Here is a 14,453-nt window from a genome sequence, read left to right on the forward strand (position 1 = left end):
CCTCTGGGTCCAGCGCGGCGCTAGGGTCGGCGGAGCTTCGTCAACCTGAGCCGTTCGGCGTCGGACAGGGCCGAGTCGGTCAGCACGCGCACCCCGCGCGCGCCGATCGGCTGACCGTTCACTGAAGTGACCCAACCGGTCGGCACATCGGTGAACAGGGTGACTTCCGGAGTTCCGGCGACATGGCCGTAACCCAATACCGTCGACCGGCCGACGGTCGGTCCGTTCACCACGACATAATCGCGATCGGCGAGGGTCGGATCGGTCACCCACGGGACTTCGTCGCCCAACGTCCAGCCGCCGATGCCGCCGTAGCGCAGGAGGAACGTGCGGGCGTGGTGGATGGTCACCACGTAGTTGTGGTCGGAGTCCGACTCGGTGGGCGTGCGGGCGAACGTGAGGCCGTAGGAGACGCCCGTGGCGCGCAGCCTGCGGGAGAACTCGGCCAGGTCACCCCCGCAGGCGCCGATCGCGCGGGACAGCGCGGACCACGCGCCGGTGGCCGTCTGGTTGGACAGGCGCGCGCCCGGCCACGGGTCGCGGATGGTCAGGCCGCCCCAGATGAGGCGCACGGCGGGAGCCGGCCAGACATTGTCGCGCTCACCCCGGTAGAGCGTCATGTCCGGCATGGGAACGCTCCTCGCGAGGAATTCGTGAAGAGGAATCGGCTCGATCGTACGCGGAGCCGGGCGGATCTCCCGCGAATTCACCGCCAAGGAGCATCGGAGTACGACATTTCGGTGGTGCAGGGCGAATATGCAGTGTTCGGCGCCACGCGTGCGGGAGGGCCCGCCGCTGGCGTGCGACGGGCCCTCCCGGCCGAACGTGTGGCTGGTCCGTGCGGACCGGCGGACTAGCGCGGGAACAGGTCCCGGTAGGCGCCCTGGGTCTGCACGTTCAGCTCGCCGACCCGGATGGCCTTGGCCGTCGCGGTCCGCGGGTCGCGGATGTCGAGGACGTCGAAGCCCTTCGCCATGTCGGACGAGTAGATGTAGCCGTTGTAGTAGTACGCCGACCACGAGCCGCCGCCCTTGCCGTCGGGCAGCGGGCCGCGCTCGAACCAGCCGATCTCCTGGGGGTTGCGGGAGTCGGTGAAGTCCCAGATCGAGATGCCGCCCTGGTACCACGCCTGCACCATGATGTCGCGTCCCTGCACCGGGATCAGCGAACCGTTGTGCGCCACGCAGTTCTCGGTGTCACCCTGGGTCCGGGAGATCTTGTAGTAGGAGCGGAACTCCAGCTCGCGGGCGTCACCGTCGCCGGTGATGTCGTAGATGCCGTCGGCGCCGCGGGTCTTGCCGATCTTCTCGTTGCAGGTGGCCGCGCCACCGCCGCCGAGCTCGTCGGTGAAGACGACCTTGGTGCCCTCGTTGTTGAACGTCGCCGAGTGCCAGAACGCGAAGTTCACGTTGTCCTGCACGCGGCTCAGCTCGCGCGGCTTCTCCCGGTCGGAGATGTCCCACAGCACGCCGTCACCCATGCAGGCGCCGGCCGCGATGTCCTTCGCCGGGTACACGGTGATGTCGTGGCAGCCGGACGTCGCGCGGACGTAGCCGGTCTCGATCGTGCCGTCACGGCCGGGGTTGCCGCCGTCCGGGAACAGCACGTTCTCGGAGAGCAGCGACGCCGACGCCGGGTCGGCCAGCGGCACCTTGACGATGGAGATCAGGTCGTGCGGCGGCTGGCAGTCCGGGAAGGCCGCGTTCGGGCCGTAGGACGAGACGTACAGGTAGACGTCCTTGCCCTGCTTGTCGGGCACCAACGTGTGCGTGTGCGAGCCGCACTTGGTCTCGACCGCGGCGACGTAGCGCGGGCTGCGCTTGTCGCTGATGTCGAAGATCTTGATGCCTTCCCACGCGTTCTTGTTGGTCGCGGGGAGCGGCGTGCTGGCGCACGAGTTGTCGCTGCGCGACGAGTCGGTCGACAGGAAGAGCAGGTCTCCCTTGACCGAGATGTCGTTCTGCGAGCCCGGGCACCACACCGTGCTGACGATGGAGGGCTTGTGCGGTTGGCGGATGTCGTAGATCACGAAGCCGTCGTAGTTGCCGTCGAACGCGTACCCGTCCTGGAACGCCAGGTCGGACCACGTGGACGACTCCGTGAACGGCGCCGGCTTCGGCAGGTTCGCGAGGTGCTTGACGTTGCGGCTGTGCCGGATCTCGTCGACGCCGGGAATCCCGGTCGCCGACTGCTCCTGGCTCGACAGCTGGGTCTCGGACAGCCCGGCCAGGTCGGCGTCGTCCGGTGCGGCGGTGGCCTGCGGAGCCCAGGTGAGGACGGACAGGCCGAGCGCGAACGCTCCCAGAACCGCGACCGGCGTTCTGCGCCGTCGGCTCGAATCGCGTACTTCCACTTCAGGTTCCCCTTCCAACCCTGTGCAGGGACCGCAGTATCGCCCGTTCGCAACGCTAAGGACAGACCCGATCGTCGGGAATCTTCCGGGCTTCCGACTCGTGGAATGGACGGGTACGTTGACGGCCGACCGGAGGTTCTAGGGGGTAGCTGGATGCGGATCGTGTTCGTCGCGGTGGTGTTGGCGGTGTTGGCCGGCTGCACGTCCCAGACGGAGGACAAGCCGCCGATCATCGCGCCGCAAGGCCCCGGCGAGCAGGCGCAGACGTTGTCCCCGGACGATTTCGGCACCGATCGCTGGGTCGCGCCGAGCGAAGCGGACCTGAAGTACGTGGCCCGCATGATCGTGCACCACAAGCAGGCGTTGGACATGTCGGCGCTCGCGCCGGAACGCGCGCAGAACGAGACCGTGAAGGGCCTGGCGTCGCGCATCCACGACACCCAGGGCCCCGAGATCGGCGCGATGGAGCAGTGGCAGCGGCAGTACGCCGAGCGCGCGCCGGAGCACGGCCACAGCGGTGACCTGCCGGAAGTCGACCACGGGTCCATGCCGGGCATGGCCTCCGACGAGCAGTTGGCGGCGCTGGCGGCGGCCCGCGGCGCGGACTTCGACCGGCTCTTCCTCCAGTTGATGATCGCCCACCACGAGGGCGCGTTGCAGATGGCGATCGAACTGCTGTCGTCCGGCACCGACGTGCGGGTCGAGGAGATGGCCAACGACGTGGTCGCGTCGCAGACCGACGAGATCGAGCGGATGAAGGCGATCAAGATCCCCTGATCGTCAATTCCCGATCACATTCCCGTGATCACGGCGTGAGCACGAGGTCTTCCGAGGGCTGGAAGGTTTCCACGGCGTTGCCGGTGACGTGGCGCGCGATGCCCGCGTTGCGCTTGTGCGCTTCTTTGAACGAGTCCGACGCCACCCACGCGCGGAAGTCGTCCTCGCTCTCGAATTCATTGATCGACACGTACGGCTGGTCCGGGCGGGTGGGGCGCAGCAGCGTGCTGCGGCGCAGACCGGGCACGCCGGGCAGGTAGGCGCGCATGTTGTCGCGGAAGCGCGCCTCGAACTCGTCGGCGCGGTCGGCGGGCACGAACAGGCGGTTGGTCGCGATGAACATCTCCGCACCTCCGGGAGTTCCCGACGCTGTGTAGGGAACTATTCCAACGGCGCGTCGGTAACGCAAGGGCTACGATCCGGGCGTGCCCAGGATCAGCGCCGACACCCTCGCGGAGCACCGCGCGAACCGGCTGCGCGACCTGCTGGCCGCCGGCCGCGACATCGTGGCCGCCGAGGGCGCCGACGCGCTGACCCTCGCGTCCCTGGCCCGCCGGGTCGGCCTGTCCCGTCCGAGCCTGTACGAGTACTTCCGGTCCCGCGAGGAGCTGGTCGCGGCGATCGTGTCCGACGAGCTGCCGGGGTGGGCGCGCAAGCTGGACGAGGCCGTGCGCTCGGTCGACGGCGTGCCGGCCAAGGTCGAGGCCTACCTCCGCACCGAGTTGGAGATCGTCGCCGACGGCAGCCACGGCGCCGTGGTCGCGCTGTCCGCGCACGCGCTGCCCGAGGCCGCCCGGACCCGCATCCGCGCCGAGCACGAGAAGCTGCTCGCGCCGCTCGTCGACGTCCTGGCGGAGGCCGGCGTCCCCGCGCCCGCCCTGCGCGCCGTCCTCATCCACGGCGCGGTCGAGGCCGCCGCACGCACCCTCCGCCCCGGCGCCGCCGACCACAACGAGTCCGTGGTCGCCGCGCTCGTGGCCCAGGTGCTGCACGGCCTGCGCCCCTGAGGTCCCCGGGGGCGGTTTTCAGGGTGGTCTACGGGTAGATCAACCGATCGGTTGATGCGAGGTGTGGCCCGCCGTGGGATCCGTCGGGGCGCCGCCCCGACGACGCTGGTGGCATGCCAATCATCGAGGTGGTCGACCTCGTCAAGAGGTACGACCGGAAGGTCGCGGTGGACGGTGTGTCGTTCACCGTCGACGAGGGGGAGATCTTCGGGGTCCTCGGCCCGAACGGGGCCGGGAAGACGACGACGGTCGAGTGCGTCGAAGGCCTGCGCACGCCGGACGGCGGCACGATCCGCGTCGCCGGCCTCGACCCGCGGCGGGACAGGGCGCGGCTGCGCGCGCTCCTGGGCGTGCAGCTGCAGCAGAGCGAGCTGCCCGACCGCATCCGGGTCGGCGAGGCGCTGGACCTCTACGCCTCGTTCCACCGCGACCCGGCCGACTGGCGCGAGCTGCTGGCCCGCCTCGGTCTGTCCGACCGGGTCAAGACCGAGTACCGCAAGCTCTCCGGCGGGCAGAAGCAGCGCGTCTCCATCGCGCTGGCGCTGGTCGGCAAGCCCAGGGTGGCGGTGCTGGACGAGCTGACCACGGGCCTCGACCCGCAGGCCCGCCGCGACACGTGGAGCCTGGTCGAGCAGGTCCGCGACTCCGGCGTCACGGTCGTCCTCGTCACCCACTTCATGGAAGAGGCCGAGCGGCTCTGCGACCGGATCGCCGTGATCGACGCGGGCCGGCTCGTCGCCGTCGACACCCCGGCGGGGCTCGTGGCCCGGGTGGACGGCGAGCAGCGCGTCCGGTTCCGGCCGGCCACGCCGCTGGACGTCGCGCTCCTCGAAGCCCTGCCCGAGGTCTCCCGGGTCGAGGCGCGCGGGCCGCAGCTCGTCGTCACCGGCTCCGGCAACCTGCTGCACGCCGTCACGTCCGTGCTCGCCCGCAACCAGGTCGTCGCCGCCGACCTGCGCGTCGAGCAGGCCGGGCTGGACGACGCCTTCATCCACCTCACCGGCCGCACGCTCACGGAGTAGCACCATGCTGAAGATCGTCACCACCGAGTGGAAGCTGTTCCTGCGCGAGCCGAGCATGGTGGTGTTCTCCATCCTGTTCCCGAGCACCCTGCTGCTGGTGCTCGGCGCGATCCCCGCGTTGCGCACCCCGGACCCCAACTTCGGCGACCTCAGGTTCATCGACTCCTACGTGTCCACGCTGGTGGTGATCGCGCTGGCGTTCCTGGGGCTGAACAAGCTGCCCGCCACCGTCGCCACCTACCGCGAGAAGGGCGTGCTGCGCCGCTTCTCCACCACCCCGGTCCACCCGGCGCGGTTGCTCGTCGCCCAGCTGATCGTCAACGTCGTCGCGGGCGTGATCTCGGTCGTGCTGCTGATGGCGGTGTGCCGGCTGGTGTTCGCCATCGACCTGCCGCACCACCCCGTCGGGTTCCTGGTGACGTTCGTGCTGGGGATGCTGTCGCTGTCCGCCCTCGGGCTGCTCGTGGCGGCGTGGGCGCCGACGGCGCGGTCGGCCGGGGGCTGGGCGGGCGTGGTGTTCATGCTGGTCATGTTCTTCGGCGGCGCGTACCTGCCCCGGTTCCTGATGCCGGAGTTCCTGGTCCGCGTCGGCGAGTTCCTGCCGCCGGGCGTCGGCGCGTTGCAGGAGTCGTGGCTGGGCGTCGCACCCGACCCGGTGCAGCTCGCCGTGCTGGCCCTGGTCACGGTCGTGGCGGGTACCGTCGCGGCGAAGTCGTTCCGCTGGGAGTAGGGGGATGGGCGTGACGGACGCGCTGGACCGGTGGGAACGGCGGCTGAACGCCGTCGGCCACGCCATCCCCTACTTCGTGCTCCTCCTGTCGACCGCCCTGTACGTGGCCATCGGGCCGGCGGCGTGGCCCGCGACGGTGGTGAACGCCGGCATCGCGGCGGCGACGTGCCTGTGGATGCTGTGGTGGCACACCCTGCACCCCGGCTGGCGCTCGCGGCCCGGCCTGATGGCGGTCTTCTTCGTCGGCGTCCTGGTCGCGTACGCGGTGCTCGGGCTGCGCGACCCGTGGTTCGGGTTCTTCTCCTTCGCCGGGTACATCTACGCCATCGAGGTGCTGCCCGGGCGGTGGAAGTTCGCCGGCGTGGTGGCCACCGCGGTGCTGGCGGCGACGTCCATGCACGGCGGGCTCCCGGCGGCCCGACCCGGCCCGATCGCGGTCTACCTGGCCGTCGTGGCGGTGATCGTGGTGATCGCCTGCACGTTCACCATGCTCGGCCACGTCACCGCCGAGCAGTCGCGGCGGCGCAAGGAACTGGTCGCCGAGATGGCGGCGATGATGGAGGAGAACGTGGGTTTGCACGCCCAACTGCTGATCCAGGCGCGTGAAGCGGGCGTGCTGGACGAGCGGCAGCGCCTCGCCCGCGAGATCCACGACACGCTCGCCCAGGGGTTCACCGGCATCATCACGCAGCTCCAGGTGGACGAGAACCCGCCCCGGCACGTGGAGACGGCGTTGCGGCTGGCCCGCGAGAACCTCGCCGAGGCACGCCGTTCCGTGCACGCCCTCAGCCCGCCCGCGCTGGAGAACGCCAACCTCCCGGACGCGTTGGAGGAGGTCGCCACGGGGTGGACCGACCAGACCGGCGTGGCCGCGTCGGTCTTCACGACGGGGGCGGCGCGCGCCCTGCACCCCGAGGTGGAGGTGACGTTGCTGCGCGCCGCGCAGGAGGCGTTGTCCAATGTGGCCAAGCACGCGGGCGCGTCGCGCGTGGGGTTGACGTTGTCGTACATGGAGGACGTGGTGACGCTGGACGTGCGGGACGACGGCGCGGGGTTCGACCCGGGGACGCGCACGGCGGGGTTCGGGCTGGTCGGCATGCGGCAGCGGGTGGCCCGGCTGGCGGGGGAGCTGGTCGTGGAGTCGGAGCCGGGCGGCGGCACGGCGGTGTCCGCGTCGGTGCCCGCGATCCCGGCGGAGGCGGCCCCGTGAGCGGCCCGGTGAGCGGACCCGTGAGCGGCGATCCGGTGATCCGCGTGGTGATCGTGGACGACCACCCGGTGGTGCGCGACGGGCTGCGCGGGATGCTCGGCGGCGCGGGTGACGTCGAGGTGGTGGGCGAGGCCGCGGACGGCGAGGAGGCCGTGGCCGTGGTGCGGGCCGTGCGGCCGGACGTCGTGCTGATGGACCTGCGGATGCCGGGCGTGGACGGCGTCACGGCCATCGAGCGGCTGCGCGGCTTCCCGACCCGCGTCTTGGTGCTGACCACGTACGACACGGACAGCGACGTGCTGCCCGCGATCAAGGCCGGCGCGACCGGCTACCTGGTGAAGGACACGCCGCGGGACGCGCTGTTCCGCGCGGTGCGCTCGGCGGCCAAGGGCGAGGCGGTGCTGTCGCCGTCGGTGGCGACGCGGCTGCTGGGCCAGGTGCGGCAGCCGGCGGCCGAGCCGTTGAGCGACCGCGAGGTGGAGGTGCTGGGCCTCATCGCCCGCGGCTGCACGAACCGCGACGCGGCGGCGAAGCTGTTCATCAGCGAGGCGACCGTGAAGACGCACCTGGTGCACGTCTACGCGAAGCTGGGCGTGAAGGACCGCGCCGCGGCCGTCGCGGTCGCCTACGAACGCGGGCTGCTAGGCGCTTAGCCGTTCCGCCGCGGCACGTCCCGCGATCGCGAACGCCATCGCGGCCAGGCCCTCGGTCTTCCCGACGTGCGTGAGGACGACCAGCATGTCCGCCTTGCTCAGCAGCAGGTGGCACACGTGCGTGTCGTCGTCGGACTTGTGGAAGCACATGGCGAACTGGGCGTCGGCACGCATGTCGACCACGTTCAGCTCGTCCACCGGCGTGTAGGTGCCGCCGTCGACCTCGATCGGCGCGCACTCCAGCGACGCCCGCGCGAGGTCCACGGTCTCCTTGGCCGCGCCGTCCCGGACGTACGGGATGATCGTCTGCTGGAGGGCGGTGCCGGGACTCGTCCAGGAGTGGGTCTCCTGGACGGTCGCCCTGTCGCCGTCGGTCGCCAGCTCGTCCGGGCAGAGCACGACGAAGCCGGCGCCCTCCTCGCTGCCCTGCGGCTGGAAGCCGAGCCGCGCGATCGCGTCGTCCGGGATGCGCGCCTCGGTGACCCGCGCCTGGAGTGCGGCCGGATCGGGAGCCGGGGCCGCGGTCGTCGTCGCGGCGGAGGGCTGCGGCGCGGCCGGCGCCTCCGCGGTGCAGCCGACCAGCACGAACAGCACCAGGACGAGCCCCCCGAATCGCATGCGGCGGACCATATCAGGGCATGGCGGACGGCATGCGGTACCGCGGTGCTCCTCGCCACCACGCACCGGTGGCGGAGCGCGCTACGCGCCACACACCGCAGCGGCGTCCTTGTGGATCGGGACTTCGGTCCAGGACAGGGGCAGACCGCCGCCACCGCGCCGCACCGCGACGAGCTCGGCGGCGATGGACACCGCCGTCTCCTCGGGCGTGGCCGCGCCGAGGTCGAGACCGATGGGGGAGCGCAGGCGGGCCAGTTCCGCGTCGGTGACGCCTTCCGCGCGCAGCCGGGCCACCCGGTCGAGGTGCGTGCGGCGGGAGCCGAGCGCGCCCACGAACGCCAACGGCAGCCGCAGCGCGGTCTTCAGCAGCGGCACGTCGAACTTGGGATCGTGCGTCAGCACGCACACCGCGGTGGACGTGTCGGTCGGCGTCGCGGCCAGGTACCGGTGCGGCCAGTCGACCACCACGTCGTCGGCGTGCGGGAACCTGTCCACAGTGGCGAAGACCGGACGTGCGTCGCACACGGTCACGTGATATCCCAGGAACTTCCCTTGTCGCGCCACCGCCGAGGCGTAGTCGATCGCCCCGAACACGAGCAGGCGCGGCGCCGTTCCCCAGGACTCGACGAGCGAGTTGTCCACAACCGACGAGGAAGTGGGTGCGGACTCCGGGAATTCCACCGAACCTGTCCCCATGACCAACGACCTCGTCAACACCACCGGACGCCCCTCCACCGCCGCCCGCATCGCCGCCCGGATCTCCGGGGTGGCGAGCTGGACGAAGACCTCCAGCTCGCCACCACACGTGAGACCGACCGCGAACGCGTCCTCGGCCGAGTACCCGAAGCGCGCCAGCCTCGGCGTGCCCGTGGCGAGCACTTCGAGCGCCAACTCGTACACGGCGCCCTCGACGCACCCGCCCGACACGCTGCCCACCACGCGCCCGTCCGGGTGCACGGCCAGCGCCGCGCCCACCGGTCGGGGCGCGCTGCCGCGCACCGACACGACGGAAGCGACGGCGAACGGCCCGGTCCACTCCAGCACCGAAGCGGCCAACTCACGCACGAGATCCTCCCAAGCGCAGGACCGCGGTGATCCGGTCGACCCCGAAGCGGAGGACGACGAGAACCGCGATCACGGTGATCAGCCCGCCGAACACGAGCCTGGGTGCGGCGGCCGGTGCGGGCACGCCCGCCACCGAGTCGGGGAACACCGAGTCGGGCGACGACGCGGTGGGGGTGCCGCCGCGCGCTTCCCGGCCCGTGGTGCTGCCGCGGTCGCCGACGTGGAAGAACCGGTCGGGTCGTGCGGTCCGCGCGGGGAGGTCGTCCCTGAGCCGCGTCATGGCGTCCTTCCCGTGCCCGTGGTCCCGTCCGGCACGGCCTCACCGGACGCGGTGAAATGGGTCCTCTCGCTCGTCCCGACGCTCCGGTCGGCTCGTGGCCGCTCCGGTGTCGGTCGCCTGCTCGGGTTCCTCCGGCTAGTAGTCGACGCGGTCGGCGCGCGACAGCCACGCCGTGAACGGCGCGTGGTCCTCGCCCGTGGAGACCTGGCGCACCGGCAGGCTCCACGTGTCGCGGGGCCGGCCGAACAGGTCGTGGAACTCGCGGTCGTCGAACCCGGCCGCGGCGGCGTCATGCCGGTCGGCGGCGTAGACGACCCGGTCCACCCGCGCCCAGAGCGCGGCGGACAGGCACAGCGGGCACGGCTCGCACGACGACACGAGCACGCAGCCGGTGAGCCGGAAGTCGCCGACGGCCTGGCACGCCGCCCGGATGGCGACGACCTCGGCGTGCGCGGTCGGGTCGAGCGTGGGCGTGACCTGGTTGGTGCCGGTGGCGATCACCGCGCCGGCCCGCACGATCACCGCGCCGAACGGGCCGCCGCCCGCGGCGACGTTGCGGGTGGCCAGGTCGATCGACTCGCGCAGCCAGGCGTGGTCGGGGGAGACGGACGTGGTCATGGGGTGCTCCTCGGGGCGTGCGCGTGCGCGCCGCGGCGGCCGCGGCGTGCGGGGCGGGTCGGTGCGCGGGGCTCAGGTGCCGGTGATGTGCTCCGGTCGCACGGGCACGCGGTTCAGGGCGAGGCCGGTGGCGGCGCGGATGGCCGCGACGATGGCCGGGGTGGACGAGATGGTGGGCGGTTCACCGACGCCGCGCACGCCGTACGGCGCGTTCGGGTCGGCGAGCTCCAGCACGTCGATGCTCATCGGCGGCATGTCCAGCACGGTCGGGATGAGGTAGTCGGTGAACGACGGGTTGCGCACCTTGCCGCCCACGACCTGGATCTCCTCCATCACCGCCAGGCCGAGGCCCTGCGCCGAGCCGCCCTGGATCTGCCCCAGCACGGCCTGCGGGTTCAGCGCCTTGCCCACGTCCTGCGCGCAGTCCAGCTCGACCACCTTCACCATGCCCAGCTCCACGTCCACGTCCACCACGGCGCGGTGCGCCGCGAACCCGTACTGCACGTGCGCGTTGCCCTGCCCGGTCTCCGGGTCGATGGGCTCGGTGGCCCGGTGCCGCCACTCCACGGTCTCGTCGACCACCTCGTCGCCCAGCAGCGCGGCCAAGTCCACAGTGGACGGATCGCGGCCGCCGGCGAGCTTGGTCAGCTTCTCGCGCACGGCCGCGCAGGCGGCCTTCACCGCACCGCCGGTGACGTAGGTCTGCCGGGACGCGGAGGTGGAGCCCCCGTTGCCGATGCTGGTGTCCATGGGCAGGATCGTGACCCGCTCGACGCCCAGCTCGGTGCGCACGATCTGCTGCATGATCGTCACCAGGCCCTGGCCGACCTCCGCCGCCGCCGTGTGCGCCAGCGCGGCCGGCTCGCCGTTGATCACCTGCAACCGGACCCGCGCGGTGGAGTAGTCGTCGTAGCCCTCGGAGAAGCAGATGTTCTTGATGCCGACCGCGTAGCCGACGCCGCGCACCACGCCTTCGCCGTGGGTGGTGTTGGAGACGCCGCCGGGCATGTCCCGCAGGTCCACGACGGCGCTGGGCGGCGGCAAGGGCTTGTCCTTCACCAGCTTCAGCAGTTGCGCGACGGGCGCGGCCGAGTCGACCACCTGCCCGGTCGGCATGACCGAACCCTCGCTCATCGCGTTGACGATCCGGACGTCCACCGGGTCCATGCCCAGCGCCTCGGCGAGCTTGTCCATCTGCGACTCGTAGGCGAAGCCGGCCTGCACCGCGCCGAACCCGCGCATCGCGCCGCACGGCGGGTTGTTCGTGTAGACGCCGTAGCAGTCCACGGTCACGTTGTCCACGTCGTAGGGGCCGACACCGAGCGTCGCCGCGTTGGCCACCACGGCGGACGTGCTGGAGGCGTACGCGCCGCCGTCGAGGTGGATCGTGGCCTTGACGTACACGAGCTTGCCCGTGCGGTCCGCGCCGTGCTCGTAGCGCAGCACCGCCGGGTGCCGGTGCACGTGGCCGTAGAAGGACTCCTCGCGGTTGTAGACCATCTTCGTCGGCTTGCCGGTGTGCAGCGCCAGCAGGCACGCGTGCACCTGCATGGACAGGTCCTCGCGCCCGCCGAACGCACCGCCGACCCCGGAGAGCGTGAGCCGCACCTTCTCCAGCGGCAGGCCCAGGGCGGCCGCGACCTGGCCCTGGTCGACGTGCAGCCACTGGGTGGCGATGTAGAGGTCGACGCCGCCGTCCTCGGCGGGCACGGCCAGCCCCGACTCGGGGCCCAGGAACGCCTGGTCCTGCATGCCGACCTCGTACCGGCCGGTGACCACGACCTCGGCTCGCGCGTCCTGGTCGCCGCGCCGGATGGGGACGTGCCGCACGAGGTTGCCGCCGGGGTGCAGCGGCGTGTCGTCCACGGCCGTCTCCATGTCGACCACCGGCGTGAGCACCTCGTACTCGACCTTGATGCGCTTCATCGCGCGTTGCGCGGTCTCGGGGTGGTCCGCACCGACCAGGGCGACCGGTTCGCCCTGGTAGCGCACCACGTCCTCGGCGAGCACCGGCTGGTCCTTGTGCTCCAGTCCGTACCGGTTGAGCCCCGGCACGTCCGCGTGGGTCAGCACGGCGTAGACGCCCGGAACCCGCAACGCCTCGGTGAGGTCGACGGAGACGATCCGCGCGTACGGGTGCGGGCTGCGCAGCGTCGCGCCCCAGATCATGTCCTCGTGCCACAGGTCCGAGGCGTAGGCGAACTCGCCGCGCACCTTCAGGTTCCCGTCGGGCCGCTGCGCGTTGGTGCCGATGCCGCCGGTCACGGCGGAGGTCAGTTCGGCGGGGGTGAGGCTCATCGCGTCCCCTTCAGTCGCTCGGCGGCGGCGCGCAGGTCGCGCGCGAGGTCGGTGTCGGAGGCGGTGCGCAGCTCGCCGTCGTCCACCACGGTCCGGCCGCCCACCATGAGCAGCTTCAGTTTCGGCAGCGGCCCGAGGACGAGGGCGGCCACCGGGTCGTCGATGCCCGCGTGGTCCAGGCCGTCCAGCCGCCACACGGCGAGGTCGGCGAGCTTGCCCGGCTCGATGGAGCCGATCTCGTCGGCCCGCCCGAGGCAGCGCGCGCCGCCCATCGTGCCCAGCCACAGCGCCTGCCGGACGTCCATGGCCTTCGGCCCACCGCGCTGGCGGGCCTGCAGCACCGCCTGGTGCAACTCCTCGACCATCCCGCAGGACTCGTTGGACGCGGCGCCGTCCACCCCGAGGCCGACCGGGGCGCCCGCGTCCAGCAGGTCGCGGACCGGGGCGATGCCGGTGCCCAACCGGCCGTTGGACGTGGGGCAGTGCGCGCTGCCGGTGCCGGTGGCGCCCAGCCGCTTCACCGCGTCCGGCGACAGGTGCACGGTGTGCGCGAGCCACACGTCGTCACCGAGCCAGCCGAGGCGTTCGGCGTACTCGGTGGGCGTGCAGCCGAACTCGGCCTGGCACTGCTCCTCCTCGTCGACCGTCTCGGCGAGGTGGGTGTGCAGCCGGACGCCCTTGGCGCGGGCGAGCTCCGCCGCGCCGGTCATCAGCTCCGGGCTGACCGAGAACGGCGAGCACGGACCGACGGCCACCCGGACCACCGCGTCGGGGCGGGGGTCGTGGTGGTCGTTGACGGCCTGCTCGGTGGCGATCAGCGCGGTCTCGGTGTCCTCGACCAGGTTGTCCGGGGGGAGGCCGCCGTGCGACCGGCCGCGGTCCATGGAGCCGCGGATGGCGTGCAGGCGAAGGCCGATGCGCTTGCCGGCGCTCACCAGGGCCTCGAACTGGTCGCCGCCCTCGCGGGGGAAGACGTAGTGGTGGTCGGCGGCGGTAGTGCACCCGGTGGTCGCGAGCTTCGCCAGCCCGGCGGACGCCGCGGCGTGCGTGATCTCGGCGTCCAGGCCGCGCCACACCGGGTAGAGCGTGGTCAACCACTCGAACAGCGTGGCGTCCTGGGCGATGCCCCGCGTGGCCCACTGGTAGAGGTGGTGGTGCGTGTTGACCAGACCGGGCGTGACCAGGCAGCCGGTGCCGTCGATCCACGTGTGGGGGCCGTTCGGCCGCGGGGCCTGGCCCGCGCCCACCGCGGTGATCCGGCCGTGCTCGACCACGACGTGGCCGAACGCGAACTCGGTGCCCGCGGCGTCCACCGCGGCCACCGCGACGCCGTCGATGATGGTCGGCGTCACGGGCGGGCGCCCTTCCGCTCCGCTGCCAGGCGCACCGCGTCGAGGATCTTCTCGTAACCGGTGCAGCGGCAGAGGTTCCCGGCCAGGGCTTCCCGGATCTCCGGGTCGCTCGGCTTCGGCACCCGTTCCAGCAGGTCGTGCGCGGCCACCACGAGACCGGGCGTGCAGAACCCGCACTGCACCGCGCCCGCCGCCACGAACGCCTCCTGCACGGGGTCCAGCCGGTCGCCGTCGGCCAGGCCCTCCACCGTGCGCACCTCGCGGTCCTGAACCTGGCCCGCGGCGACCAGACAGGAGCACACCGGCATGTCGTCCAGGTACACCGTGCACGAGCCGCACTCGCCCTGCTCGCAGGCGTTCTTGGAGCCTGGCAGGCCCAGCCGCTCGCGCAGCAGGAACAGCAGGCTCTCGCCCTCCCACACGTCGTCGGCCTGCCGGGGCTCGCCGTTCACCGTCACGTTCACGCGCAT

Annotated in this window: 16 protein-coding genes; 6 read left to right on the forward strand and 10 right to left on the reverse strand. The window is 72.0% G+C overall.

Annotation, left to right across the window (positions count from 1 at the left end; genetic code table 11):
• Nucleotides 1–20: 20 nt before the first annotated feature.
• Both ACRAKH_RS14015 and ACRAKH_RS14020 read right to left on the reverse strand, forming a co-directional pair.
• On the reverse strand, nucleotides 21–710 hold the full coding sequence (locus ACRAKH_RS14015; protein ID WP_380721438.1) for a hypothetical protein: 690 nt from the start codon (nucleotides 708–710) through the stop codon (nucleotides 21–23).
• A gap of 143 nt (nucleotides 711–853) precedes the next feature.
• Nucleotides 854–2,353 carry an LVIVD repeat-containing protein gene (locus tag ACRAKH_RS14020; protein ID WP_380721440.1) on the reverse strand — a complete coding sequence of 500 codons (1,500 nt, stop codon included), beginning with the start codon at nucleotides 2,351–2,353 and terminating at the stop codon, nucleotides 854–856.
• Between the two features lie 153 nt (nucleotides 2,354–2,506).
• Here ACRAKH_RS14020 and ACRAKH_RS14025 point away from each other — a divergent pair, with 153 nt between their 5' ends.
• Entirely contained in the window at nucleotides 2,507–3,130 is a 624-nt protein-coding gene (locus ACRAKH_RS14025; protein WP_380721443.1) for a DUF305 domain-containing protein, read from the forward strand.
• A gap of 28 nt (nucleotides 3,131–3,158) precedes the next feature.
• Here ACRAKH_RS14025 and ACRAKH_RS14030 read toward each other — a convergent pair whose 3' ends face one another.
• Nucleotides 3,159–3,473, reverse strand: coding sequence for an antibiotic biosynthesis monooxygenase family protein (locus ACRAKH_RS14030; protein WP_380721446.1), 315 nt, complete (start codon nucleotides 3,471–3,473; stop codon nucleotides 3,159–3,161).
• An 82-nt stretch (nucleotides 3,474–3,555) separates the two neighbouring features.
• Between ACRAKH_RS14030 and ACRAKH_RS14035 the strand changes: the two genes are divergently transcribed.
• From ACRAKH_RS14035 to ACRAKH_RS14055, 5 genes are all read left to right on the forward strand, one after another.
• A complete protein-coding gene (locus ACRAKH_RS14035) occupies nucleotides 3,556–4,137 on the forward strand; it encodes a TetR/AcrR family transcriptional regulator (protein WP_380721449.1) in 582 nt (193 codons plus the stop codon).
• Between the two features lie 113 nt (nucleotides 4,138–4,250).
• Nucleotides 4,251–5,159: an ABC transporter ATP-binding protein gene (locus ACRAKH_RS14040; RefSeq protein WP_380721452.1), complete on the forward strand. Its 909-nt coding sequence runs from the start codon at nucleotides 4,251–4,253 to the stop codon at nucleotides 5,157–5,159.
• A gap of 4 nt (nucleotides 5,160–5,163) precedes the next feature.
• Nucleotides 5,164–5,889: an ABC transporter permease gene (locus ACRAKH_RS14045; protein ID WP_380721455.1), complete on the forward strand. Its 726-nt coding sequence runs from the start codon at nucleotides 5,164–5,166 to the stop codon at nucleotides 5,887–5,889.
• 4 nt (nucleotides 5,890–5,893) lie between these two features.
• On the forward strand, nucleotides 5,894–7,099 hold the full coding sequence (locus tag ACRAKH_RS14050; protein ID WP_380721457.1) for a sensor histidine kinase: 1,206 nt from the start codon (nucleotides 5,894–5,896) through the stop codon (nucleotides 7,097–7,099).
• 35 nt (nucleotides 7,100–7,134) lie between these two features.
• Entirely contained in the window at nucleotides 7,135–7,752 is a 618-nt protein-coding gene (locus ACRAKH_RS14055) for a response regulator (RefSeq protein WP_380721535.1), read from the forward strand.
• Here ACRAKH_RS14055 and ACRAKH_RS14060 read toward each other — a convergent pair.
• The 7 genes from ACRAKH_RS14060 to ACRAKH_RS14090 form a co-directional block, all read right to left on the reverse strand.
• Entirely contained in the window at nucleotides 7,741–8,370 is a 630-nt protein-coding gene (locus ACRAKH_RS14060) for a hypothetical protein (RefSeq protein WP_380721459.1), read from the reverse strand. The two genes, ACRAKH_RS14055 and ACRAKH_RS14060, sit on opposite strands and share 12 nt — an antisense overlap.
• An 81-nt stretch (nucleotides 8,371–8,451) precedes the next feature.
• Nucleotides 8,452–9,435, reverse strand: a complete 984-nt coding sequence (locus ACRAKH_RS14065; protein ID WP_380721461.1) for an XdhC family protein — start codon at nucleotides 9,433–9,435, stop codon at nucleotides 8,452–8,454.
• On the reverse strand, nucleotides 9,428–9,715 hold the full coding sequence (locus tag ACRAKH_RS14070; RefSeq protein WP_380721464.1) for a hypothetical protein: 288 nt from the start codon (nucleotides 9,713–9,715) through the stop codon (nucleotides 9,428–9,430). The genes ACRAKH_RS14065 and ACRAKH_RS14070 overlap by 8 nt, the downstream gene beginning before the upstream one ends.
• Nucleotides 9,716–9,850: 135 nt before the next feature.
• Nucleotides 9,851–10,333, reverse strand: a complete 483-nt coding sequence (locus tag ACRAKH_RS14075; protein ID WP_380721467.1) for a nucleoside deaminase — start codon at nucleotides 10,331–10,333, stop codon at nucleotides 9,851–9,853.
• 72 nt (nucleotides 10,334–10,405) lie between these two features.
• On the reverse strand, nucleotides 10,406–12,631 hold the full coding sequence (locus tag ACRAKH_RS14080; RefSeq protein WP_380721470.1) for a molybdopterin cofactor-binding domain-containing protein: 2,226 nt from the start codon (nucleotides 12,629–12,631) through the stop codon (nucleotides 10,406–10,408).
• On the reverse strand, nucleotides 12,628–13,983 hold the full coding sequence (locus ACRAKH_RS14085) for an 8-oxoguanine deaminase (protein ID WP_380721473.1): 1,356 nt from the start codon (nucleotides 13,981–13,983) through the stop codon (nucleotides 12,628–12,630). The genes ACRAKH_RS14080 and ACRAKH_RS14085 overlap by 4 nt, the downstream gene beginning before the upstream one ends.
• Nucleotides 13,980–14,453 carry a (2Fe-2S)-binding protein gene (locus ACRAKH_RS14090; protein WP_380721476.1) on the reverse strand — a complete coding sequence of 158 codons (474 nt, stop codon included), beginning with the start codon at nucleotides 14,451–14,453 and terminating at the stop codon, nucleotides 13,980–13,982. Before ACRAKH_RS14090 ends, ACRAKH_RS14085 begins: the two co-directional genes overlap by 4 nt.

It is taken from the genome of Saccharothrix hoggarensis (assembly GCF_052936025.1).

Coding starts and splice junctions, on each gene's coding strand:
- ACRAKH_RS14025 (WP_380721443.1), top strand. CDS start 2,507: ATGCGGATCGTGTTCGTCGCGGTGGTGTTGGCGGTGTTGGCCGGCTGC.
- ACRAKH_RS14030 (WP_380721446.1), bottom strand. CDS start 3,473: ATGTTCATCGCGACCAACCGCCTGTTCGTGCCCGCCGACCGCGCCGAC.
- ACRAKH_RS14040 (WP_380721452.1), top strand. CDS start 4,251: ATGCCAATCATCGAGGTGGTCGACCTCGTCAAGAGGTACGACCGGAAG.
- ACRAKH_RS14045 (WP_380721455.1), top strand. CDS start 5,164: ATGCTGAAGATCGTCACCACCGAGTGGAAGCTGTTCCTGCGCGAGCCG.
- ACRAKH_RS14050 (WP_380721457.1), top strand. CDS start 5,894: ATGGGCGTGACGGACGCGCTGGACCGGTGGGAACGGCGGCTGAACGCC.
- ACRAKH_RS14060 (WP_380721459.1), bottom strand. CDS start 8,370: ATGCGATTCGGGGGGCTCGTCCTGGTGCTGTTCGTGCTGGTCGGCTGC.
- ACRAKH_RS14070 (WP_380721464.1), bottom strand. CDS start 9,715: ATGACGCGGCTCAGGGACGACCTCCCCGCGCGGACCGCACGACCCGAC.
- ACRAKH_RS14075 (WP_380721467.1), bottom strand. CDS start 10,333: ATGACCACGTCCGTCTCCCCCGACCACGCCTGGCTGCGCGAGTCGATC.
- ACRAKH_RS14080 (WP_380721470.1), bottom strand. CDS start 12,631: ATGAGCCTCACCCCCGCCGAACTGACCTCCGCCGTGACCGGCGGCATC.
- ACRAKH_RS14090 (WP_380721476.1), bottom strand. CDS start 14,453: ATGCGCGTGAACGTGACGGTGAACGGCGAGCCCCGGCAGGCCGACGAC.